We start from the raw sequence: 14942 nt of genomic DNA on the forward strand, positions 1-14942 counted from the left end.
CCCACCCCTTCGGAGCACGGATCGCACGCCGTTCAGCCCTTCGCCCCGGAAGCCCACGAGGGTCTCCGGGGCGAAGGGCTGAACGGCCGTGCCGCGCGGGGCACCGGTCAGGAGTGGCCGCCGCCGTCCTCGGGGCGACGGCGCGCCCGGTGCCAGGCCACGCCCAGCGCCCCGGCGACGAGCGCCGCGCCGAGGCCGATCTCGTGCGGGTCGAAGCCGGCCACGGTGCCGCCGGCCCCGGCGTGGGAGCCGCGGGTGGGGTAGTGGGTCGGGTGATGCGTCGGGTGGCCGGAGAGGATGGTGAGGTCCGTCCGGCCGCTCTCGTCGCCGCACTGGAACGACACCTCGTACACCGTGCCCGGTCTGGCGTCCCGGTCGACGGTCGCCGTGGCCGAGGACTGGCCCCGGGGGATGACGACGGAGTCGAAGACGCCCGAGGACACGGTCGTCCTGCGATGGCAGCCGTCGACACGCAGGAGCACCTGCCCGCCGGGGGCGACCGTCGAGGGCACGACACCGAAACCGAACGACGTGATGTCGCCGGCCCGTGCCGCGTGCGCGGCGGGAGCGGTGAGGGAGAGGGCGGCCACGCCCAGCAGAGCGGCCGAAGCGACGCGTATCGCGCGCATGATGAGCCTCCGGGTCCCCGAGGAGCCTGCCGCGGACCGTTTCCGCCTGCGTCTGAAATGCACCTCGATGACCGAAACGCTAGGAAGACACGCCCGGTGGCGCGATCGCAGTAGCGCGAATGGGGCACGCGTGTGCTCCGCACAGGGGACCGGCACGCCCGCGACCGGGGGGAGTGCGCTGCGCGGCGCACGCCCCCCGGTCGCGGGACCGGGCTCGACGTGCCGTCACCCGCCCGCGTTCGGGAACAGGCTCAGGAACGGATCGGCCGTGGCCGACAGACCTCGGCTGTAGGGCGCGTCGAAGTCCCAGACGAGGAACAGCAGGAACGCGATGAGGGCGGAGAACAGTCCGGCCAGGATGAGTTCGCGCGGCGTACGCCGGATCTGCAGGGCGAAGACCATGCCGACCGTCACCACGGCGCCGATGATCAGGCCGAACCACACCACGCCGGGCATGGTCTCGCCGGTGGAGTCGGCGCGGCTGCCGCGCGCGGCGTCGGCCGTCGCCACCTGGTCGAGCAGCGGCTGATAGGCCTGCGCCTCGAAGTCGCTGCGCGGCTCGTAGTCGGTGACGTCGTGCCGGACGGTCTCGAACAGCTCGGCGCCGCGGTCGGTCACCTCGCCCTTCTCCGCCATGACCTTCCACTCGGTGGACACGACATGGCCGACGTACGCGTCGATGTCGCCGCGGATGCGGTCGCGCACGTCCTGCGGATACACCCGCACCCGCTCACTGATCTCGTGCAGGGCCTGCGCCTCCGCCTGGACCTGGTCCTGGGCGGCGCTGCGGGCCTCCCACACACCGGCGATGGCCAGGCCCAGCACGATGGCGTACACCACGCCGATCATCATGGTGATGTACTCGATGACGTCCGGGGTCTCGGACGGGTCCTCGTCCGCCGGTGCGGCGTGATGCCGTACTACGGCCACGATGAGGACGACCAGACAGGCCGCCCCCATCGCGAGGGTGAGAACAAGCCATTCCGACAAGAGGTTCCTCCAGGGATCAGCGCGGACGCAGTGCGGCGGCGGCGAACACCGCGGGCACGGTGACGAGCAGGGCGAGCGAGACGAGGGACGGACCGGAGCGCTTGGCAGCGGAGTGGGCCGGGGCCCGGTACGGCGGATAGCTCACCGGGGTCGGCGAGACCTCGGGGCGGACGCTGGGCGCGGGGTCGGGCCGCGCCTTCGTCCTCGGCACGGGAGTCGGGGTGGGGGCGGGCCGGGGCGCCTCGGTGACGGGCGGCGGGGGAGGCGGTGGCGCGGGCCTCGGGGGCGGGGTGGGCTTCGGCTTCGGGGCGGGCGGGGGGTCCGGAGCGGGGTCCGGGGTGGGCGTCGGCGACGGCGGTCTCGGCCGCGGCGGAGGTGTCGGGGTGGGGGTCGGCTCCGGCGGGCACGACGGGGTCGGCGGCGGAGGGGGCGTGGGCGTGGGCGACGGGGGCGGCTCGCAGGAGTCGGTGCCCCCGATCGCCACGGCGACCGCGCCGGAGCTGTCCGGGCCGACGGTCGCGTACGCGCAGGCGTCGGCGACCGCCGTGCCGCTCGGTGCTCCGCCGAGGAGCCAGGTCAGTGCGAGCAGGGCCGACAGCCGTAGGGCGAGAGCGGATCGGGTCCGCTGGGGTCCTTGCACGTCGCAGATCATCCGGGCTCGCGCGCCCGCGTACGCGGGAGCACGGGCGGATTGCTCCGGATGGGGGAAGAACGGGCCCCGAAGGTTTGAGTGCGGATGCCCGACGCTGACCCTTCGTTCGAGGTCCTCGCGGGCTGACGGACGGCACCGCGCCACAGACTCCGGAAAGAAAATCCGGCCGCATTGAACACTTCGGCCACTCCCGCCCGTACCTAGGACCAGCAAGCGGCGCAACAGGGCGCTGCAACACCCACCGGATACACGGGGAGTTGGAATGAAGACCTCCTGGCGGAGCGCCTCACTCGTAGCGACAGCTGCGGCTGTACTGGTGCTGACGACGGCGTGCGGTCAGGAACAGGGGTCGACGTCCTCGCAGAACGTGGGCGCCGCTTCCTCCCCGACGCTCGGTGCCGGCACCATAGCGGGCACCGGTACCGGTACGGCCGGTGTCGGCGCGGCCGGTTCCGGTACCTCGGACCAGGCCCAGTCCACCACGGCGGCCTCCGCGGGCCAGCTGACGGTGTGGAACAGCGACGAGTACGGCAAGGTCCTCACCGACAGCGCCGGACGCACCCTGTACCGCTTCGACAAGGACTCGTTCGAGCCGCCGAAGACGACCTGTGAGGGCGAGTGCGCCACCACCTGGCCGCCGGTTCCCGCCTCGGGCGCCACCGCCGCCGAGGGCGTCGACAAGGCCCTGCTCGGTGAGGTCAGCCGTCCCGACGGCACCAAGCAGCTGACGGTCGGCGGCTGGCCGATGTACTACTTCGCCAAGGACACCAAGGCCGGCGACATCAAGGGCCAGGGCGTCAAGGGCTCCTGGTTCGCCTCGGCGCCCAACGGCAAGAAGGCCTCCACCAAGGCCGGCGGCACCGGCGGCGGCACGGGCGGCACCGGTGGCGGCGGGGGCGAGGCGGTCGAGCAGGCCGGCCTGACCACCCGCAACGACGCCAAGCTGGGCGAGATCGTCGTCGACAAGAACGGCATGACGGTCTACCGGTTTATGAAGGACACCCAGTGGCCGATGTCCACCAAGTGCACCGGCGCCTGCCTCGACAAGTGGCCCGTCGTCGCCCCGGTCGACAAGAACGACACCAAGGGCATCCTGCTGAAGGGCTACACGGTCTTCGACCGTCCTGACGGCTTCAAGCAGCAGACCATCAACTGCATCCCGCTCTACACCTTCGCCAACGACAAGTCGCCCGGCGACACCAACGGCCAGGGTGTCGGCGGTACCTGGTTCGCCATCAACGGCGACGGAGAGCCGATCGGCGCGCAGAAGTAAGGACACCTTCCCCAGGGTGGACCGCCTCGCCATTCACATCACCGCACGCGGAAGGGAGTGGACGAGAAGAGAGTGCCGGACGCACCACATCAGCGCGGCCGATCAGGTCCGCCCCCTCCGCACCGCACGGAGGGGGCGGACCGCTTCGTATGCCCGGACCCGCCCGAACCGGGCCGTCCGGGCCCGCTGTTCTCCGGCAGGGTTCTCCGGCAGGCGCAACCGCCACGGGCGAACGGGCATGGCAGGGGCGGTGGTTGGGCAGGTGGCATCGGCGGCGACGTTGAACGGACGGTCAATTTCCGTTTTTACTCGCCCCTTCGGCGGGCGATCAGTAGCCTCAGCTCGAACACCGGATCGCCCACACCACCCCCGAAGCGCTGGAGTACACAGATGGAGCGTCCCGCCTGGGCGCCGCGGAGCATCGACATCTCGATGCCGTCCGTGGCACGCATCTACGACTACTACCTGGGTGGTTCGCACAATTTCGAGGTCGACCGGGAAGCGGCCCGCAGGGCCATGGAGCACGTGCCGGGCCTGCCCAAGATCATGCAGGCGAACCGGGCGTTCATGCGCCGCGCCGTGCGGTACGCGGCCGACGCGGGCATCACCCAGTTCCTGGACATCGGATCCGGGATCCCCACCTTCGGAAACGTGCACGAGGTCGCCCAGGAGGCCAGCCCCGGCGCACGGGTCGTCTATGTCGACCACGACCCCGTCGCCGTAGCACACAGCCAGGAGGTTCTGAAGGGGAACGACGACGTGGACGTGGTCGCGGCCGACCTCCGCAAGCCCCGGCAAATCCTCGAAAGCCCCCATGTCCGCCGACTGATCGACCTGAACCGGCCGGTGGCGCTGCTCCTGGTTGCCATACTTCACTTCGTGGAGGACACGGACGACCCGTACGGAGCGGTGGCGGAGCTGCGCGACGCCCTCGCGCCCGGCAGCCTGATGATCGTCTCGCACGCCTGCCGTGAGGGAATCCCGTTGCCCGCGGAGCGGGCGGCGGGCGTGGTGGACGTGTACCGGAACATTCGCAATCCGCTGACCATGCGCACGTCCGACGAGGTCGCGCGGTTCTTCGAGGGGTACGACATGGTGGAACCCGGAGTGGTGCCGATGGCCGAGTGGCGGCCCGACACGGCTTCCGAGGACGAGGATCCGTACGCCTACGCGCAGTTCGCCGGCGTGGGGACCAAGGCGTGAGGGCGGAGCCGGACGGGCCGGAGGACAGACTCCGCCGGTTCGCGACCATCTGGAGCCGCGCGGTCTTCCCCGCCACCTCCACGTCGCTGACCCGGCCCGAGTTCGAGGAACGACTGCTGCCGCTCGCCCGCAGGCTGAGCGAGGCACTGCGGGCGAGGACGTACGACGCCGAGGCGGGCAGGGCCGTCGGCGCCGCCCTCGTCGAGGCGCACTGCACCGAACCCGAGGCGCTCAGCCAGACCCTGGACTGCGTCGGCGCCTATCTGGTGCTCTACTGCGGTGGAGACGGCCCCCAGGAGGACCTGCGGGCCCGTGCCGGGCGGCTGCAGTCCTCGATGGCCGCCGGATTCGCCGAGGCGCTCAGGCAGCGGACGCTGGCGGAGCAGGAGGCCATCGCCCGCGCCGCGCTGGAGGCCCAGGGCGCGGTCGCCCTCGCGCTGCACGCCACCGAGGCCCGGTTCCGCGCGGTGTTCGAGGGCGCCGCCATAGGCATCGGCATCGCCGACCTCGACGGCAACATCCTCCAGGTCAACGGGGCGCTGCTGCGCATGTTCGGGCTCACCGAGCAGGCGATGCGCGGGCGCCGGGTCCCCGAGTGGAAACACGCCGAGGACGCGCCCCAGGTGTGGCGGCTGTACGACGAACTGGTCGGCGGCGAACGCGAGCACTACCACACCGAAAAGGCGTTCCACCGGCCGGACGGGACGGTCCTGTGGACCAACCTGACGGTGTCCCTGCTGCGGGACGCGGACGGCCGGCCCCAGTACCAGCTGGCCCTCATGGAGGACACCACCGAGCGCCGGCTGCTCAACCTCCGCCTCCGCTACGAGGCCACGCACGACGCGCTCACCGGGCTGCCCAACCGCACCCTGTTCTTCGAGCGCCTGGAGAAGGCCCTCGCGGCGGGCGACGGTCAGCGCTTCGGCCTGTGCTACCTCGACCTCGACGGCTTCAAGACCATCAACGACAGCCTCGGACACGCGGCCGGCGACCGGCTGCTCGTCGAGGTCGCCGACCGGCTCCAGTCCTGCGCGACCGCGCCCGGTGAGATGGTCGCCCGGCTCGGCGGCGACGAGTTCGTGGCGCTGACCACCGGCACCGACACCGAGCACGAGGTCGACGAACTCGCCGACCGCATCATGAACGCGCTGGTCACCCCCGTGCGCATCGAGGGCCGGGAACTGCTGGTCCGCGGCAGCATCGGCATCGTCGAGGGTCCGGCGGGGGAGCGGGGCCCGGCGGAGGTGCTGCGCAGCGCCGACATCACGATGTACCGGGCCAAGTCGGCGGGCGGCAACCGCTACGAGGTCGCCGACGCGGAGGCCGACGCCCGCGCCATCACCCGGCACGGGCTCACGACGGCGCTGCCCGCGGCCCTGGACCGGGGCGAGTTCTTCATCGAGTACCAGCCCCTGGTCCACCTCGGCGACGGCACCGTGCGCGGCGCCGAGGCCCTGGTCCGCTGGCTGCATCCGCAGCACGGCGTCCTCGGCCCCGACCGCTTCATCCCGCTCGCCGAGCGCACCGGCCTGATCGTGCCGCTCGGCCGCTGGGTCCTGGAGCAGTCGGTCCGTCAGGCCCGCGCATGGCAGGAACGCAACGGCGGGAGCGGGGCGACCGAACCGCTGCGCGTCAACGTCAACCTCTCCCCGTGCCAGCTGACCCACCCCGGGCTGGTCCAGGACACCGTGGACATCCTGGAGCGCGCCGGACTCGAACCGGACGCCCTCTGCCTGGAGGTCACCGAGTCCGCCCTGATCGGCGCCGACGACGACCTGCTCAAACCGCTGCGCAGGCTCTCCGAGATGGGCGTCGACATCGCCCTCGACGACTTCGGCACCGGCTACTCCAACCTCGCCAACCTCCGCCGGCTGCCGGTCCGTGTCCTGAAGCTGGACCGGTCCTTCACCCAGAGCATGCAGCGTTTCCCGGCCGACCCCGTCGACCTGAAGATCGTCGAGGGGATCGTCTCCCTGGCCCACAGCCTCGATCTGGCGGTCACGGTCGAGGGTGTGGAGACGGGCGCCCAGGCCGAACAGCTGCGGATCCTCGGCTGCGACACGGCCCAGGGCTGGTACTACGCCCGCCCTGGGCCGCCGGAGCGGCTCCACGAACTGGCACTGGTGGACGCGACGGGGTAGGAGGTTCCTTCCCAGCCGCCGACGCGTGCAGCGCGCCCCTCCAGGGGCGCGGGGAACTGCGCGATCGACCACGACGAGCCCGCGGACCGCAACGACGCTCCCCACCGACGGCGCGACCGGGAACACCGGCGAACCCTCACCGCTCGACCAACATCCGCTGCAACTCCCGCGCGGCCCGAGGCGGAGCCACATCGCTGCGGTGAGCCAGCGCGATGGTCCGGTGCAGACCGGGGCGGGCCAAGGGGGTGACCCGTAGGCCACGCCCCGAGCGCGTCGCGACCATCCGCGGGACCACGGCCACACCCAGCCCCGCCCGGACGAACCCCAGGACCGCGTCCATCTCACCCCCCTCCACCGCGAAATCCGGCTCGAACCCCGCGGAGCGACACGCGGCGACGGTGAGTTCCCGCAGGTCGTAGCCGTGGCGGAACATGACCAGACGCTCGCCCTCCAGGTCGGACACACGGACGGTACGGCGACCGTCGCCGGGCCTCGGCGCGTCCGGCGAGGAGACCACGACCAGGTCCTCCCGCAGCAGCTCCACCGTGGTCAGGGCCGGGGAGGGCGTGGGGAGCGGCAGGACCACCAGAGCCAGGTCCAGGGCGCCGCGCGCGAGCTGGCGGACCAGGTCGTGGGAGCCGCCCTCCTCGATCAGCAGCCGGATGCCGGGGTAGCGGTCGTGGAAGGCGCGCAGCACGTCGGGCAGCAGCCCCGTGCACAGGCTCGGGGTCGCGCCGAGCCGGACCCGCCCCCGGCGCAGCTGGACCAGCTCCTGCACCTCGTGCCGGGCGGTGTCGGTGTCGGCGAGGATCCGCCGGGCCAGCGGCAACAGCGCCTCACCGGCGTCCGTCAGTGTGATGTTGCCTCGCGCCCGCCGGAAGAGCTCCGCCCCCAACTCCCTCTCCAGCGTCTTGATCTGTTGCGAGAGCGAGGGCTGCGCCACATGGACCAGCTCGGCGGCCCGGGTGAAATGCCGGGTCTCGGCCACCGCGACGAAGTACTGGAGCTGCTGGAACTGCATCCCTCCACGATACGGGACGATAGTCTCCGGCTATCGAATCGAGCTGTTCCATGTCTTGGACCGATGGGGTGTTGCCGCTCTAGCGTCGTGGGCATGGCTCTGGCAACGCGGACGGAACGGGCGAAAGGTCCGGGACCGGCGGAACGTTCGAAACGGACGGGACGGCCGGGACGGCCGGGACGGAAACCATCCCGGGTGCGCTCGGTGTGGGACAGCTCCCTCGGCAAGAAGACGGTGATGGCCGTCAGCGGACTGATCATGCTGGCGTACCTGGTCGTCCACATGCTCGGCAACCTCAAGATCTTCTTCGGCTCGGACGAGTTCAACGGCTACGCCCACTGGCTGCGCACCCTCGGTGAGCCCTTCCTGCACCACGAGTGGGCCCTGTGGATCGTCCGCGTGGTCCTCGTCACCGCGGTCGTCGCCCACGCCACCGCCGCCTACCAGCTCAGCCGCCGGGACCTCCGGGCCCGGCCGGACACGTACGTCCACAAGAAGCGCCGGGCGAGCTACGCGACCCGCACCATGCGCTGGGGCGGCGTCATCCTCGGCCTGTTCATCGTCTGGCACATCCTCGACCTGACGACCGGCACCGTCCACCCGGGCGGTTTCGAGGCCGGACACCCGTACCAGAACGTGATCGACACCTTCTCCACCTGGTACGGCAACGTCGTCTACATCGCCGCGGTGCTCGCACTCGGCCTGCACGTGCGGCACGGCTTCTGGAGCGCCGCCCAGACCCTCGGCGCCGGCAGCCGCACCCGCGACCGCGCCCTGAGGGCCACCGCGAACGTGCTCGCCCTGGTACTGACCCTGGGCTTCGTCTCCGTACCCCTCGCCGTCATGACCGGAGTGGTGAGCTGACCATGACCACGTCCTCCGCATTCACGGACTACACCGCCGGTGACCCGGTCGTCGACGGCAAGGCCCCCGGCGGCCCGATCGCCGAGCGCTGGGACAAGCGCCGTTTCGAGGCCAGGCTGGTCAACCCCGCCAACCGCCGCAAGCACACGGTGATCGTCGTCGGTACGGGGCTCGCGGGCGGCTCGGCGGGCGCCACGCTCGCCGAACAGGGCTACCACGTGGTCCAGTTCTGCTACCAGGACTCCCCCCGTCGTGCCCACTCGATCGCCGCCCAGGGCGGTATCAACGCCGCGAAGAACTACCGCAACGACGGTGACTCGGTCCACCGGCTGTTCTACGACACTGTCAAGGGCGGCGACTTCCGGGCGCGGGAGTCGAACGTCCACCGGCTCGCGCAGATCTCCGTCGAGATCATCGACCAGTGTGTGGCCCAGGGCGTGCCCTTCGCCCGCGAGTACGGCGGGCTGCTCGACACCCGCTCCTTCGGCGGTGTCCAGGTGTCGCGGACGTTCTACGCCCGGGGCCAGACGGGTCAGCAGCTGCTCCTGGGTGCCTATCAGGCGCTGAGCAGGCAGATCGCGGCCGGGAACGTGGAGATGCACCCGCGCACCGAGATGCTCGACCTGATCGTGGTCGACGGGCGGGCGCGCGGCATCGTGGCCCGGGACCTGATCACGGGGAAGATCGACACGTACTTCGCGGACGCCGTGGTGCTGGCGAGCGGCGGGTACGGCAACGTCTTCTACCTGTCGACCAACGCCATGAACTCCAACGCGACCGCCGTGTGGCGGGCGCACCGGCGGGGGGCGCTGTTCGCGAACCCGTGCTTCACCCAGATCCACCCGACGTGCATCCCCCGCACCGGCGATCACCAGTCCAAGCTGACGCTGATGAGCGAGTCGCTGCGCAACGACGGCCGCATCTGGGTGCCGAAGGCGCGCGGCGACCAACGGCCGGCGAACCGGATCCCCGAGGACGAGCGCGACTACTACCTGGAGCGGATCTACCCCTCCTTCGGCAACCTCGTCCCCCGGGACATCGCCTCCCGCGCCGCGAAGAACGTCTGCGACGAGGGGCGGGGCGTCGGGCCCGGCGGGCAGGGCGTCTACCTCGACTTCGCCGACGCCATCGCGCGGATGGGGCGCAAGGCCGTCGAGGCCAGGTACGGCAACCTCTTCGACATGTACCAGCGGATCACCGACGAGGATCCGTACGAGGTGCCGATGCGCATCTACCCGGCCGTGCACTACACGATGGGCGGGCTGTGGGTGGACTACGACCTGCAGACCACCGTCCCCGGGCTGTTCGCGATCGGCGAGGCCAACTTCTCCGACCACGGGGCCAACCGGCTCGGCGCGTCCGCGCTGATGCAGGGGCTCGCCGACGGGTACTTCGTGCTGCCGGCCACCATCAACGACTACCTCGCCCGGCACCCGGAGCAGGACGGCATCGGTCCCGAACACCCCGTCGTCCAGGAGGTACTGGCCGAGACCGAGGACCGGCTGAACCTGCTGCTCGCCGTCGACGGCGACCGTACGCCCGACTCCTTCCACCGCGAACTCGGCGAGCTGATGTGGGAGTTCTGCGGCATGGCCCGCACCGACAGCGGGCTGCGGAAGGCGCTGGAACGGATTCCGCAGATCCGGGAGGAGTTCTGGCGGCGGATCAAGGTGCCGGGGACGGGCGAGGAGTTCAACCAGTCCCTGGAGAAGGCCAACCGGATCGTCGACCACCTCGAACTCGCCGAGCTGATGTGCCTCGACGCGCTGCACCGCGCCGAGTCCTGCGGCGGTCACTTCCGCGAGGAGTCCCAGACGGCCGACGGCGAGGCGGAGCGCCGGGACGGGGAGTTCTCGTACGCCGCCGCCTGGGAGTTCACGGGGACCGGCACGGCTCCCGTCCTGCACAAGGAACACCTCGTCTTCGAGTACGTCCACCCCACCCAGCGGAGCTACGCATGAAGCTCACCCTGCGCGTATGGCGGCAGCGGGCCGCCGACGCCGACGGCGCCATGTCCACGTACGAGGTGGACGGCATCTCGCCCGACATGTCCTTCCTGGAGATGCTCGACACGCTCAACGAGGACCTCATCCTGCGCGGTGACGACCCGGTGGCCTTCGACCACGACTGCCGTGAGGGCATCTGCGGGGCGTGCTCGCTGGTCATCAACGGGGACGCGCACGGACCGGAGCGGACCACGACCTGCCAGCTGCACATGCGGTCCTTCGCGGACGGCGACACGATCGACGTGGAGCCCTGGCGGGCGTCGGCCTTCCCGGTGATCAAGGACCTGGTGGTGGACCGGACGGCGTTCGACCGGATCATCCAGGCCGGCGGATACATCACCGCGCCGACCGGCGCCGCGCCGGAGGCACACGCCACGGCCGTCCCGAAACCGGACGCCGACCTCGCGTTCGAACACGCGGAGTGCATCGGCTGCGGGGCCTGCGTGGCCGCGTGTCCGAACGGGGCGGCGATGCTGTTCACCTCCGCCAAGATCAACCATCTGAACGTCCTGCCGCAGGGGGCGCCCGAGCGGGAGACGCGGGTGCTGGACATGGTGGAGCGGATGGACGAGGAGGGATTCGGGGGGTGCACGCTGGCGGGCGAGTGCGCGACCGCCTGCCCCAAGGGGATCCCGCTGATGTCCATCACCAGCATGAACAAGGAATGGCTGCGGGCCACGCGGAAGGGCGGGAGGCGGTAGCAGCCCCGTGCGGGGCCGGTCGAACGGGGTACGGGCCGGAGCGGGCCCGGCCGCTCGGCTCCCCGCGCCCCTGTCGGGGCACAGGACGTTCGCCGAGAGGTGCGGACGGGCGGGGCCGGGTGTGGTGCTCGATCCCGGCCCCGCCAAGATCTCTCCGGTCGGCGCCGCGCCGATCACGGCGTCGGCCCGCTTCCCGGACGACCTACCGACCGCCGGTCGCCCGGACGACACCCCGCTCCCGGCCTCGGCCCGCTTCCCCGACACGCCGCCGGCGGCACGTGACACCGCACGGCGGGCGGACGTACCACGGCAAGCGCGGAACGGGACTCGTTCGGGAGCGTCGCCGGTCGTCGCCGTGCGCCGGTCACCGTCGCGACACCCGCCGGTCGACGGAGTCCGACACACCGGCCACCTGGTCCGAGCCGTTCAACCTCCCCACATCCGGGCTCTCGCGACCGGTCACGCCAGTGTCAGCCGGCGTCGGCAGAACTGGGGCGGCGGGCCGCACGTCCCCAGGTCCGCTCTGACGCCGCCGAGTCGGCCCGTGACCAGGAGATGCCATGACCGCCTCCACCCTCGACAGCCCGCCCCAGTCGACGGCCCCCACCCGTTACACCGTCACCCTGGCCCGCAGTGAGGAGGACGTCCGTGCCGCCCAGCGGCTGCGGCACGACGTGTTCGCCGGGGAGATGGGTGCCCTGCTGGCCGGCCCGTGGCCGGGGCTGGACGCCGACCCCTTCGACGCCTACTGCGACCACCTGCTCGTCCGGGACACACTCACCGGTGAGGTCGTCGGCACCTACCGGCTGCTGCCGCCCGAGCGGGCCGCGGTCGCCGGGCGGCTGTACTCGGAGAGCGAGTTCGACCTCGGCGCGCTCGACGCGCTCCGCCCCTCGCTGGTCGAGGTCGGCCGGTCCTGCGTGCACCCCGACCACCGCGACGGCACGGTGATCGCCCTGATCTGGGCCGGGATCGCCCGCTACATGGTCCAGGGCGGCCACGAGTGGCTGGCCGGCTGCTGCTCCATCCCGCTGGCCGACGGCGGCGCCCTCGCCACGGGCACCTGGGACCGGGTCCGGGGCAGGAACCTGGCGCCGGAGGAGTTCCGGGTACGTCCGCTGCTGCCCTGGGTGCCGAAGGAGGAGGCGGCGCGGGGCCGTACCGAGCTGCCGCCGCTGCTGCGCGGCTATCTGCGGCTCGGCGCCTGGGTGTGCGGCGAGCCCGCGCACGACCCGGACTTCGGGGTCGCGGACCTGTACGTGCTGCTGTCGATGCGCCGGGTCGACGCCCGGTACCTGCGCCACTTCCTCTCCCTCGTCCCGGCGGCCTGAACCGATGAGCGCGTGGCTGCCCAGCGCGCCCTGCAGCCCCCAGGCGTGCGTGGCGGCGGCCGGGCCGGCCGTCACCGTCCCCCGGGCCGCGGCCCGGTTCTCGGCGGTCGTGGCCCTGGTCGCGGTCGGGGTCCTGGTGAGTGTCGTCGGCCTGCGACTGCCCGCGGGCGTCGTGCGGCGCTGGTGCCGGTGGGTCGTACGGGCCTCGGGGGTCCGGGTACGGCTCGCCGGCACCGCCCCGCCCACCGGCGGACTGCTGCTCGTCGCCAACCACGTCTCCTGGCTGGACATACCGCTGCTCGGAGCGGTGCGTCCGGCGCGGATGCTGGCCAAGGCGGACATCCGGACGTGGCCGGTGGCGGGCGCGCTCGTCGCGCGGAGCGGCGTGCTGTTCATCGAACGGGACCGGATCCGCGCCCTGCCGGCGACGGTCGCCCGTATCGCCGGCGCCCTGCGGGGCGGTGCGGCCGTCGTGGCCTTCCCGGAGGGGAGCACCTGGTGCGGCCGGGCGCAGGGCCGCTTCCGGCGGGCCGTGTTCCAGGCCGCGCTCGACGCCGGCGTCCCCGTGCAGCCGGTGCGGGTCCGCTACCGCTGCGCCGGGGGCGGGGCGAGCACCGCGCCCGCGTACGTCGGGGACGATTCGCTGCTCGCGTCGGTGTGGCGGGTGGTGTCGGCGCGTGAAGTCGTCGCCGAGGTGGACGTGCGGCCCGTCATCGCCCCGGCCGGCCCCCTCGGCCGGCGGGCCCTGGCGCAGGCCGCGCAGACGGCGGTGATCGACGTGGCCGCCATGGTCGGGCACACGCCGCAGGAGCGCGGCGGCTGCCGGGGACTCGGGCCGGGACCCGCGACCGGGGACCCGCGGAAGCTGCTGCGCAGGGGTGGGGTCAGCCTTCGGTCGGGCGACCGCTGAGGCCCGCGATCCGGGACAGACGGCGGTACGAGTCGAACAGGGCCTCGCGGTCGTACGTGCTCGTCGTGACCAGGACCTCCTGAGCGCCCGTCTCCTTGATCACCGACTCCAGTTCGTGCGCGACCTGCTCCTCGGTGCCGTACACCTGGCCCATCAGCCCGGACTCGTACAGGCCCCGCTCCCTGGCCGTCATCGTCCGCCGCTCGACCTCCTCCGCCGGGGACAGCGGCGGGAACGTGCCGTGGGTGCGGGAGTACGCCATGGCCCAGGCCTCCGGGAGGAGGACGCGGTGCGCGTTCCGCGGGGTGTCACCGACGGCGATCGTGCCGGAGACGACGACGTACGGCTCCTCGGCCCACGCGGACGGGCGGAACCCGGCGCGGTAACGGTCGATGCCGCGCCGCATCCTGTCGCGGTCGCGGAGGTCGCCGATCACCATCGGCAGGCCCGCTCGCGCGGCGATCTCGGCGCCCTCGCCCATCGCGAGCACGAACGGGGGCACGGCCAGGCCCTCCGGAGGGCGCGCGTGCACCCCGGTCGGGGAGGTGCCCGCGAACCAGCCGAACAGTTCGTCGAGCTGCTCGGCGAAGTCCGCGGTGTCGGCGGCGTCCTTGTCCCGGCCCAGTGCCCTGCGTACGCCGTCCGTGAAGCCGACGGAACGGCCGAGCCCCATGTCGATCCGCCCCGGGAACAGCGACTCCAGCACGCCGAACTGCTCGGCCACGACCAGCGGGCGGTGGTTGGGCAGCATCACCCCGCCGGTGCCCACCCGGATGGTGTGCGTGGCCGCGGCGACGGCCGCGGCCAGGACGGTGGGGGCCGAACCGGCCACCCCGGGCACGCCGTGGTGCTCCGACACCCAGAAGCGGTGGAAACCGAGGTGCTCCGCGTGCCGGGCCAGGCGGACCGTGTCCCGCAGGGCTTCGGGGGCACTGTGGCCCTCGCGGGTGCGGGAGCGGTCGAGGACGGAGAAGCGGGTGGCGGAGAGTACGGGGTTCGCGGAGGTCACGGGGGTCTCGGAGGTCACATGGGGTTCAACGTTCTGGAGGTGGGGGGATTCCCTGGCGCCGCGGGCCGGGGGTTCGTCGTGGTCGCTCGCGCAGTTCCCCGCGCCCCCGAACACCACGGGGCTGCGCCCCTCGGTCTTCACCCTCCCCACCACCCGCGAATGCGCCGAACCGCGCCCGGATGCGTCCGGGCGCGGCTCGGTCCTGCTGGGGT

General features: G+C 72.3%; 13 protein-coding genes. 8 read left to right on the plus strand and 5 right to left on the minus strand.

The genetic code is table 11. The annotated features are described in order from the left end of the window. Positions 1-107: 107 nt before the first annotated feature. From H4687_RS39880 to H4687_RS39890, 3 genes are all read right to left on the minus strand, one after another. Positions 108-629, minus strand: coding sequence for a hypothetical protein (locus H4687_RS39880; RefSeq protein ID WP_046917521.1), 522 nt, complete (start codon positions 627-629; stop codon positions 108-110). Positions 630-854: 225 nt separating this feature from the next. Next, positions 855-1619 carry a bestrophin-like domain gene (locus H4687_RS39885; RefSeq protein WP_050398609.1) on the minus strand — a complete coding sequence of 255 codons (765 nt, stop codon included), beginning with the start codon at positions 1617-1619 and terminating at the stop codon, positions 855-857. A gap of 16 nt (positions 1620-1635) precedes the next feature. Then, complete coding sequence (locus H4687_RS39890) at positions 1636-2259, minus strand: hypothetical protein (RefSeq protein ID WP_318787725.1); 624 nt, start codon at positions 2257-2259, stop codon at positions 1636-1638. A 274-nt stretch (positions 2260-2533) separates the two neighbouring features. Between H4687_RS39890 and H4687_RS39895 the strand changes: the two genes are divergently transcribed. From H4687_RS39895 to H4687_RS39905, 3 genes are all read left to right on the plus strand, one after another. Beyond that, positions 2534-3544 (plus strand): SCO0930 family lipoprotein, encoded by a 1011-nt coding sequence (locus H4687_RS39895; protein WP_046917174.1) that lies wholly within the window; start codon positions 2534-2536, stop codon positions 3542-3544. Positions 3545-3934: 390 nt separating this feature from the next. Further along, positions 3935-4747: an SAM-dependent methyltransferase gene (locus tag H4687_RS39900; RefSeq protein WP_046917175.1), complete on the plus strand. Its 813-nt coding sequence runs from the start codon at positions 3935-3937 to the stop codon at positions 4745-4747. Beyond that, the gene (locus H4687_RS39905) at positions 4744-6888 is read left to right on the plus strand and encodes a putative bifunctional diguanylate cyclase/phosphodiesterase (protein WP_046917176.1); all 2145 of its coding nucleotides are present in this window, start codon (positions 4744-4746) and stop codon (positions 6886-6888) included. Before H4687_RS39900 ends, H4687_RS39905 begins: the two co-directional genes overlap by 4 nt. 136 nt (positions 6889-7024) lie before the next feature. Here the strand turns inward: H4687_RS39905 and H4687_RS39910 are convergent, their stop codons facing one another. Beyond that, on the minus strand, positions 7025-7909 hold the full coding sequence (locus H4687_RS39910) for a LysR family transcriptional regulator (RefSeq protein ID WP_046917177.1): 885 nt from the start codon (positions 7907-7909) through the stop codon (positions 7025-7027). 237 nt (positions 7910-8146) lie between these two features. Here H4687_RS39910 and H4687_RS39915 point away from each other — a divergent pair, with 237 nt between their 5' ends. From H4687_RS39915 to H4687_RS39935, 5 genes are all read left to right on the plus strand, one after another. Then, the gene (locus tag H4687_RS39915) at positions 8147-8773 is read left to right on the plus strand and encodes a succinate dehydrogenase (RefSeq protein WP_046917184.1); all 627 of its coding nucleotides are present in this window, start codon (positions 8147-8149) and stop codon (positions 8771-8773) included. A 2-nt stretch (positions 8774-8775) separates the two neighbouring features. Continuing rightward, positions 8776-10734: a fumarate reductase/succinate dehydrogenase flavoprotein subunit gene (locus tag H4687_RS39920; RefSeq protein ID WP_046917178.1), complete on the plus strand. Its 1959-nt coding sequence runs from the start codon at positions 8776-8778 to the stop codon at positions 10732-10734. Then, positions 10731-11480 (plus strand): succinate dehydrogenase/fumarate reductase iron-sulfur subunit, encoded by a 750-nt coding sequence (locus H4687_RS39925; protein WP_046917179.1) that lies wholly within the window; start codon positions 10731-10733, stop codon positions 11478-11480. The genes H4687_RS39920 and H4687_RS39925 overlap by 4 nt, the downstream gene beginning before the upstream one ends. A gap of 560 nt (positions 11481-12040) precedes the next feature. Next, a complete protein-coding gene (locus H4687_RS39930; protein WP_046917180.1) occupies positions 12041-12811 on the plus strand; it encodes a GNAT family N-acetyltransferase in 771 nt (256 codons plus the stop codon). A 4-nt stretch (positions 12812-12815) separates the two neighbouring features. Continuing rightward, positions 12816-13721: a lysophospholipid acyltransferase family protein gene (locus tag H4687_RS39935; RefSeq protein WP_192781777.1), complete on the plus strand. Its 906-nt coding sequence runs from the start codon at positions 12816-12818 to the stop codon at positions 13719-13721. On the opposite strand, the gene H4687_RS39940 is transcribed toward H4687_RS39935, so the two are convergent. Further along, positions 13696-14748 carry an LLM class flavin-dependent oxidoreductase gene (locus tag H4687_RS39940; protein WP_046917186.1) on the minus strand — a complete coding sequence of 351 codons (1053 nt, stop codon included), beginning with the start codon at positions 14746-14748 and terminating at the stop codon, positions 13696-13698. The genes H4687_RS39935 and H4687_RS39940 overlap by 26 nt on opposite strands. Positions 14749-14942 lie beyond the last annotated feature (194 nt).

The organism is Streptomyces stelliscabiei, assembly GCF_014873495.1.
Taxonomy (GTDB): Bacteria; Actinomycetota; Actinomycetes; order Streptomycetales; family Streptomycetaceae; genus Streptomyces; species Streptomyces bottropensis.

Bases quoted from the DNA above. Each gene is read 5' to 3' on its own strand.
- H4687_RS39900 (WP_046917175.1), top strand. From the start codon at position 3,935: ATGGAGCGTCCCGCCTGGGCGCCGCGGAGCATCGACATCTCGATGCCG.
- H4687_RS39935 (WP_192781777.1), top strand. From the start codon at position 12,816: ATGAGCGCGTGGCTGCCCAGCGCGCCCTGCAGCCCCCAGGCGTGCGTG.
- H4687_RS39920 (WP_046917178.1), top strand. From the start codon at position 8,776: ATGACCACGTCCTCCGCATTCACGGACTACACCGCCGGTGACCCGGTC.
- H4687_RS39895 (WP_046917174.1), top strand. From the start codon at position 2,534: ATGAAGACCTCCTGGCGGAGCGCCTCACTCGTAGCGACAGCTGCGGCT.
- H4687_RS39880 (WP_046917521.1), bottom strand. From the start codon at position 629: ATGCGCGCGATACGCGTCGCTTCGGCCGCTCTGCTGGGCGTGGCCGCC.
- H4687_RS39910 (WP_046917177.1), bottom strand. From the start codon at position 7,909: ATGCAGTTCCAGCAGCTCCAGTACTTCGTCGCGGTGGCCGAGACCCGG.
- H4687_RS39925 (WP_046917179.1), top strand. From the start codon at position 10,731: ATGAAGCTCACCCTGCGCGTATGGCGGCAGCGGGCCGCCGACGCCGAC.
- H4687_RS39915 (WP_046917184.1), top strand. From the start codon at position 8,147: ATGGCCGTCAGCGGACTGATCATGCTGGCGTACCTGGTCGTCCACATG.
- H4687_RS39930 (WP_046917180.1), top strand. From the start codon at position 12,041: ATGACCGCCTCCACCCTCGACAGCCCGCCCCAGTCGACGGCCCCCACC.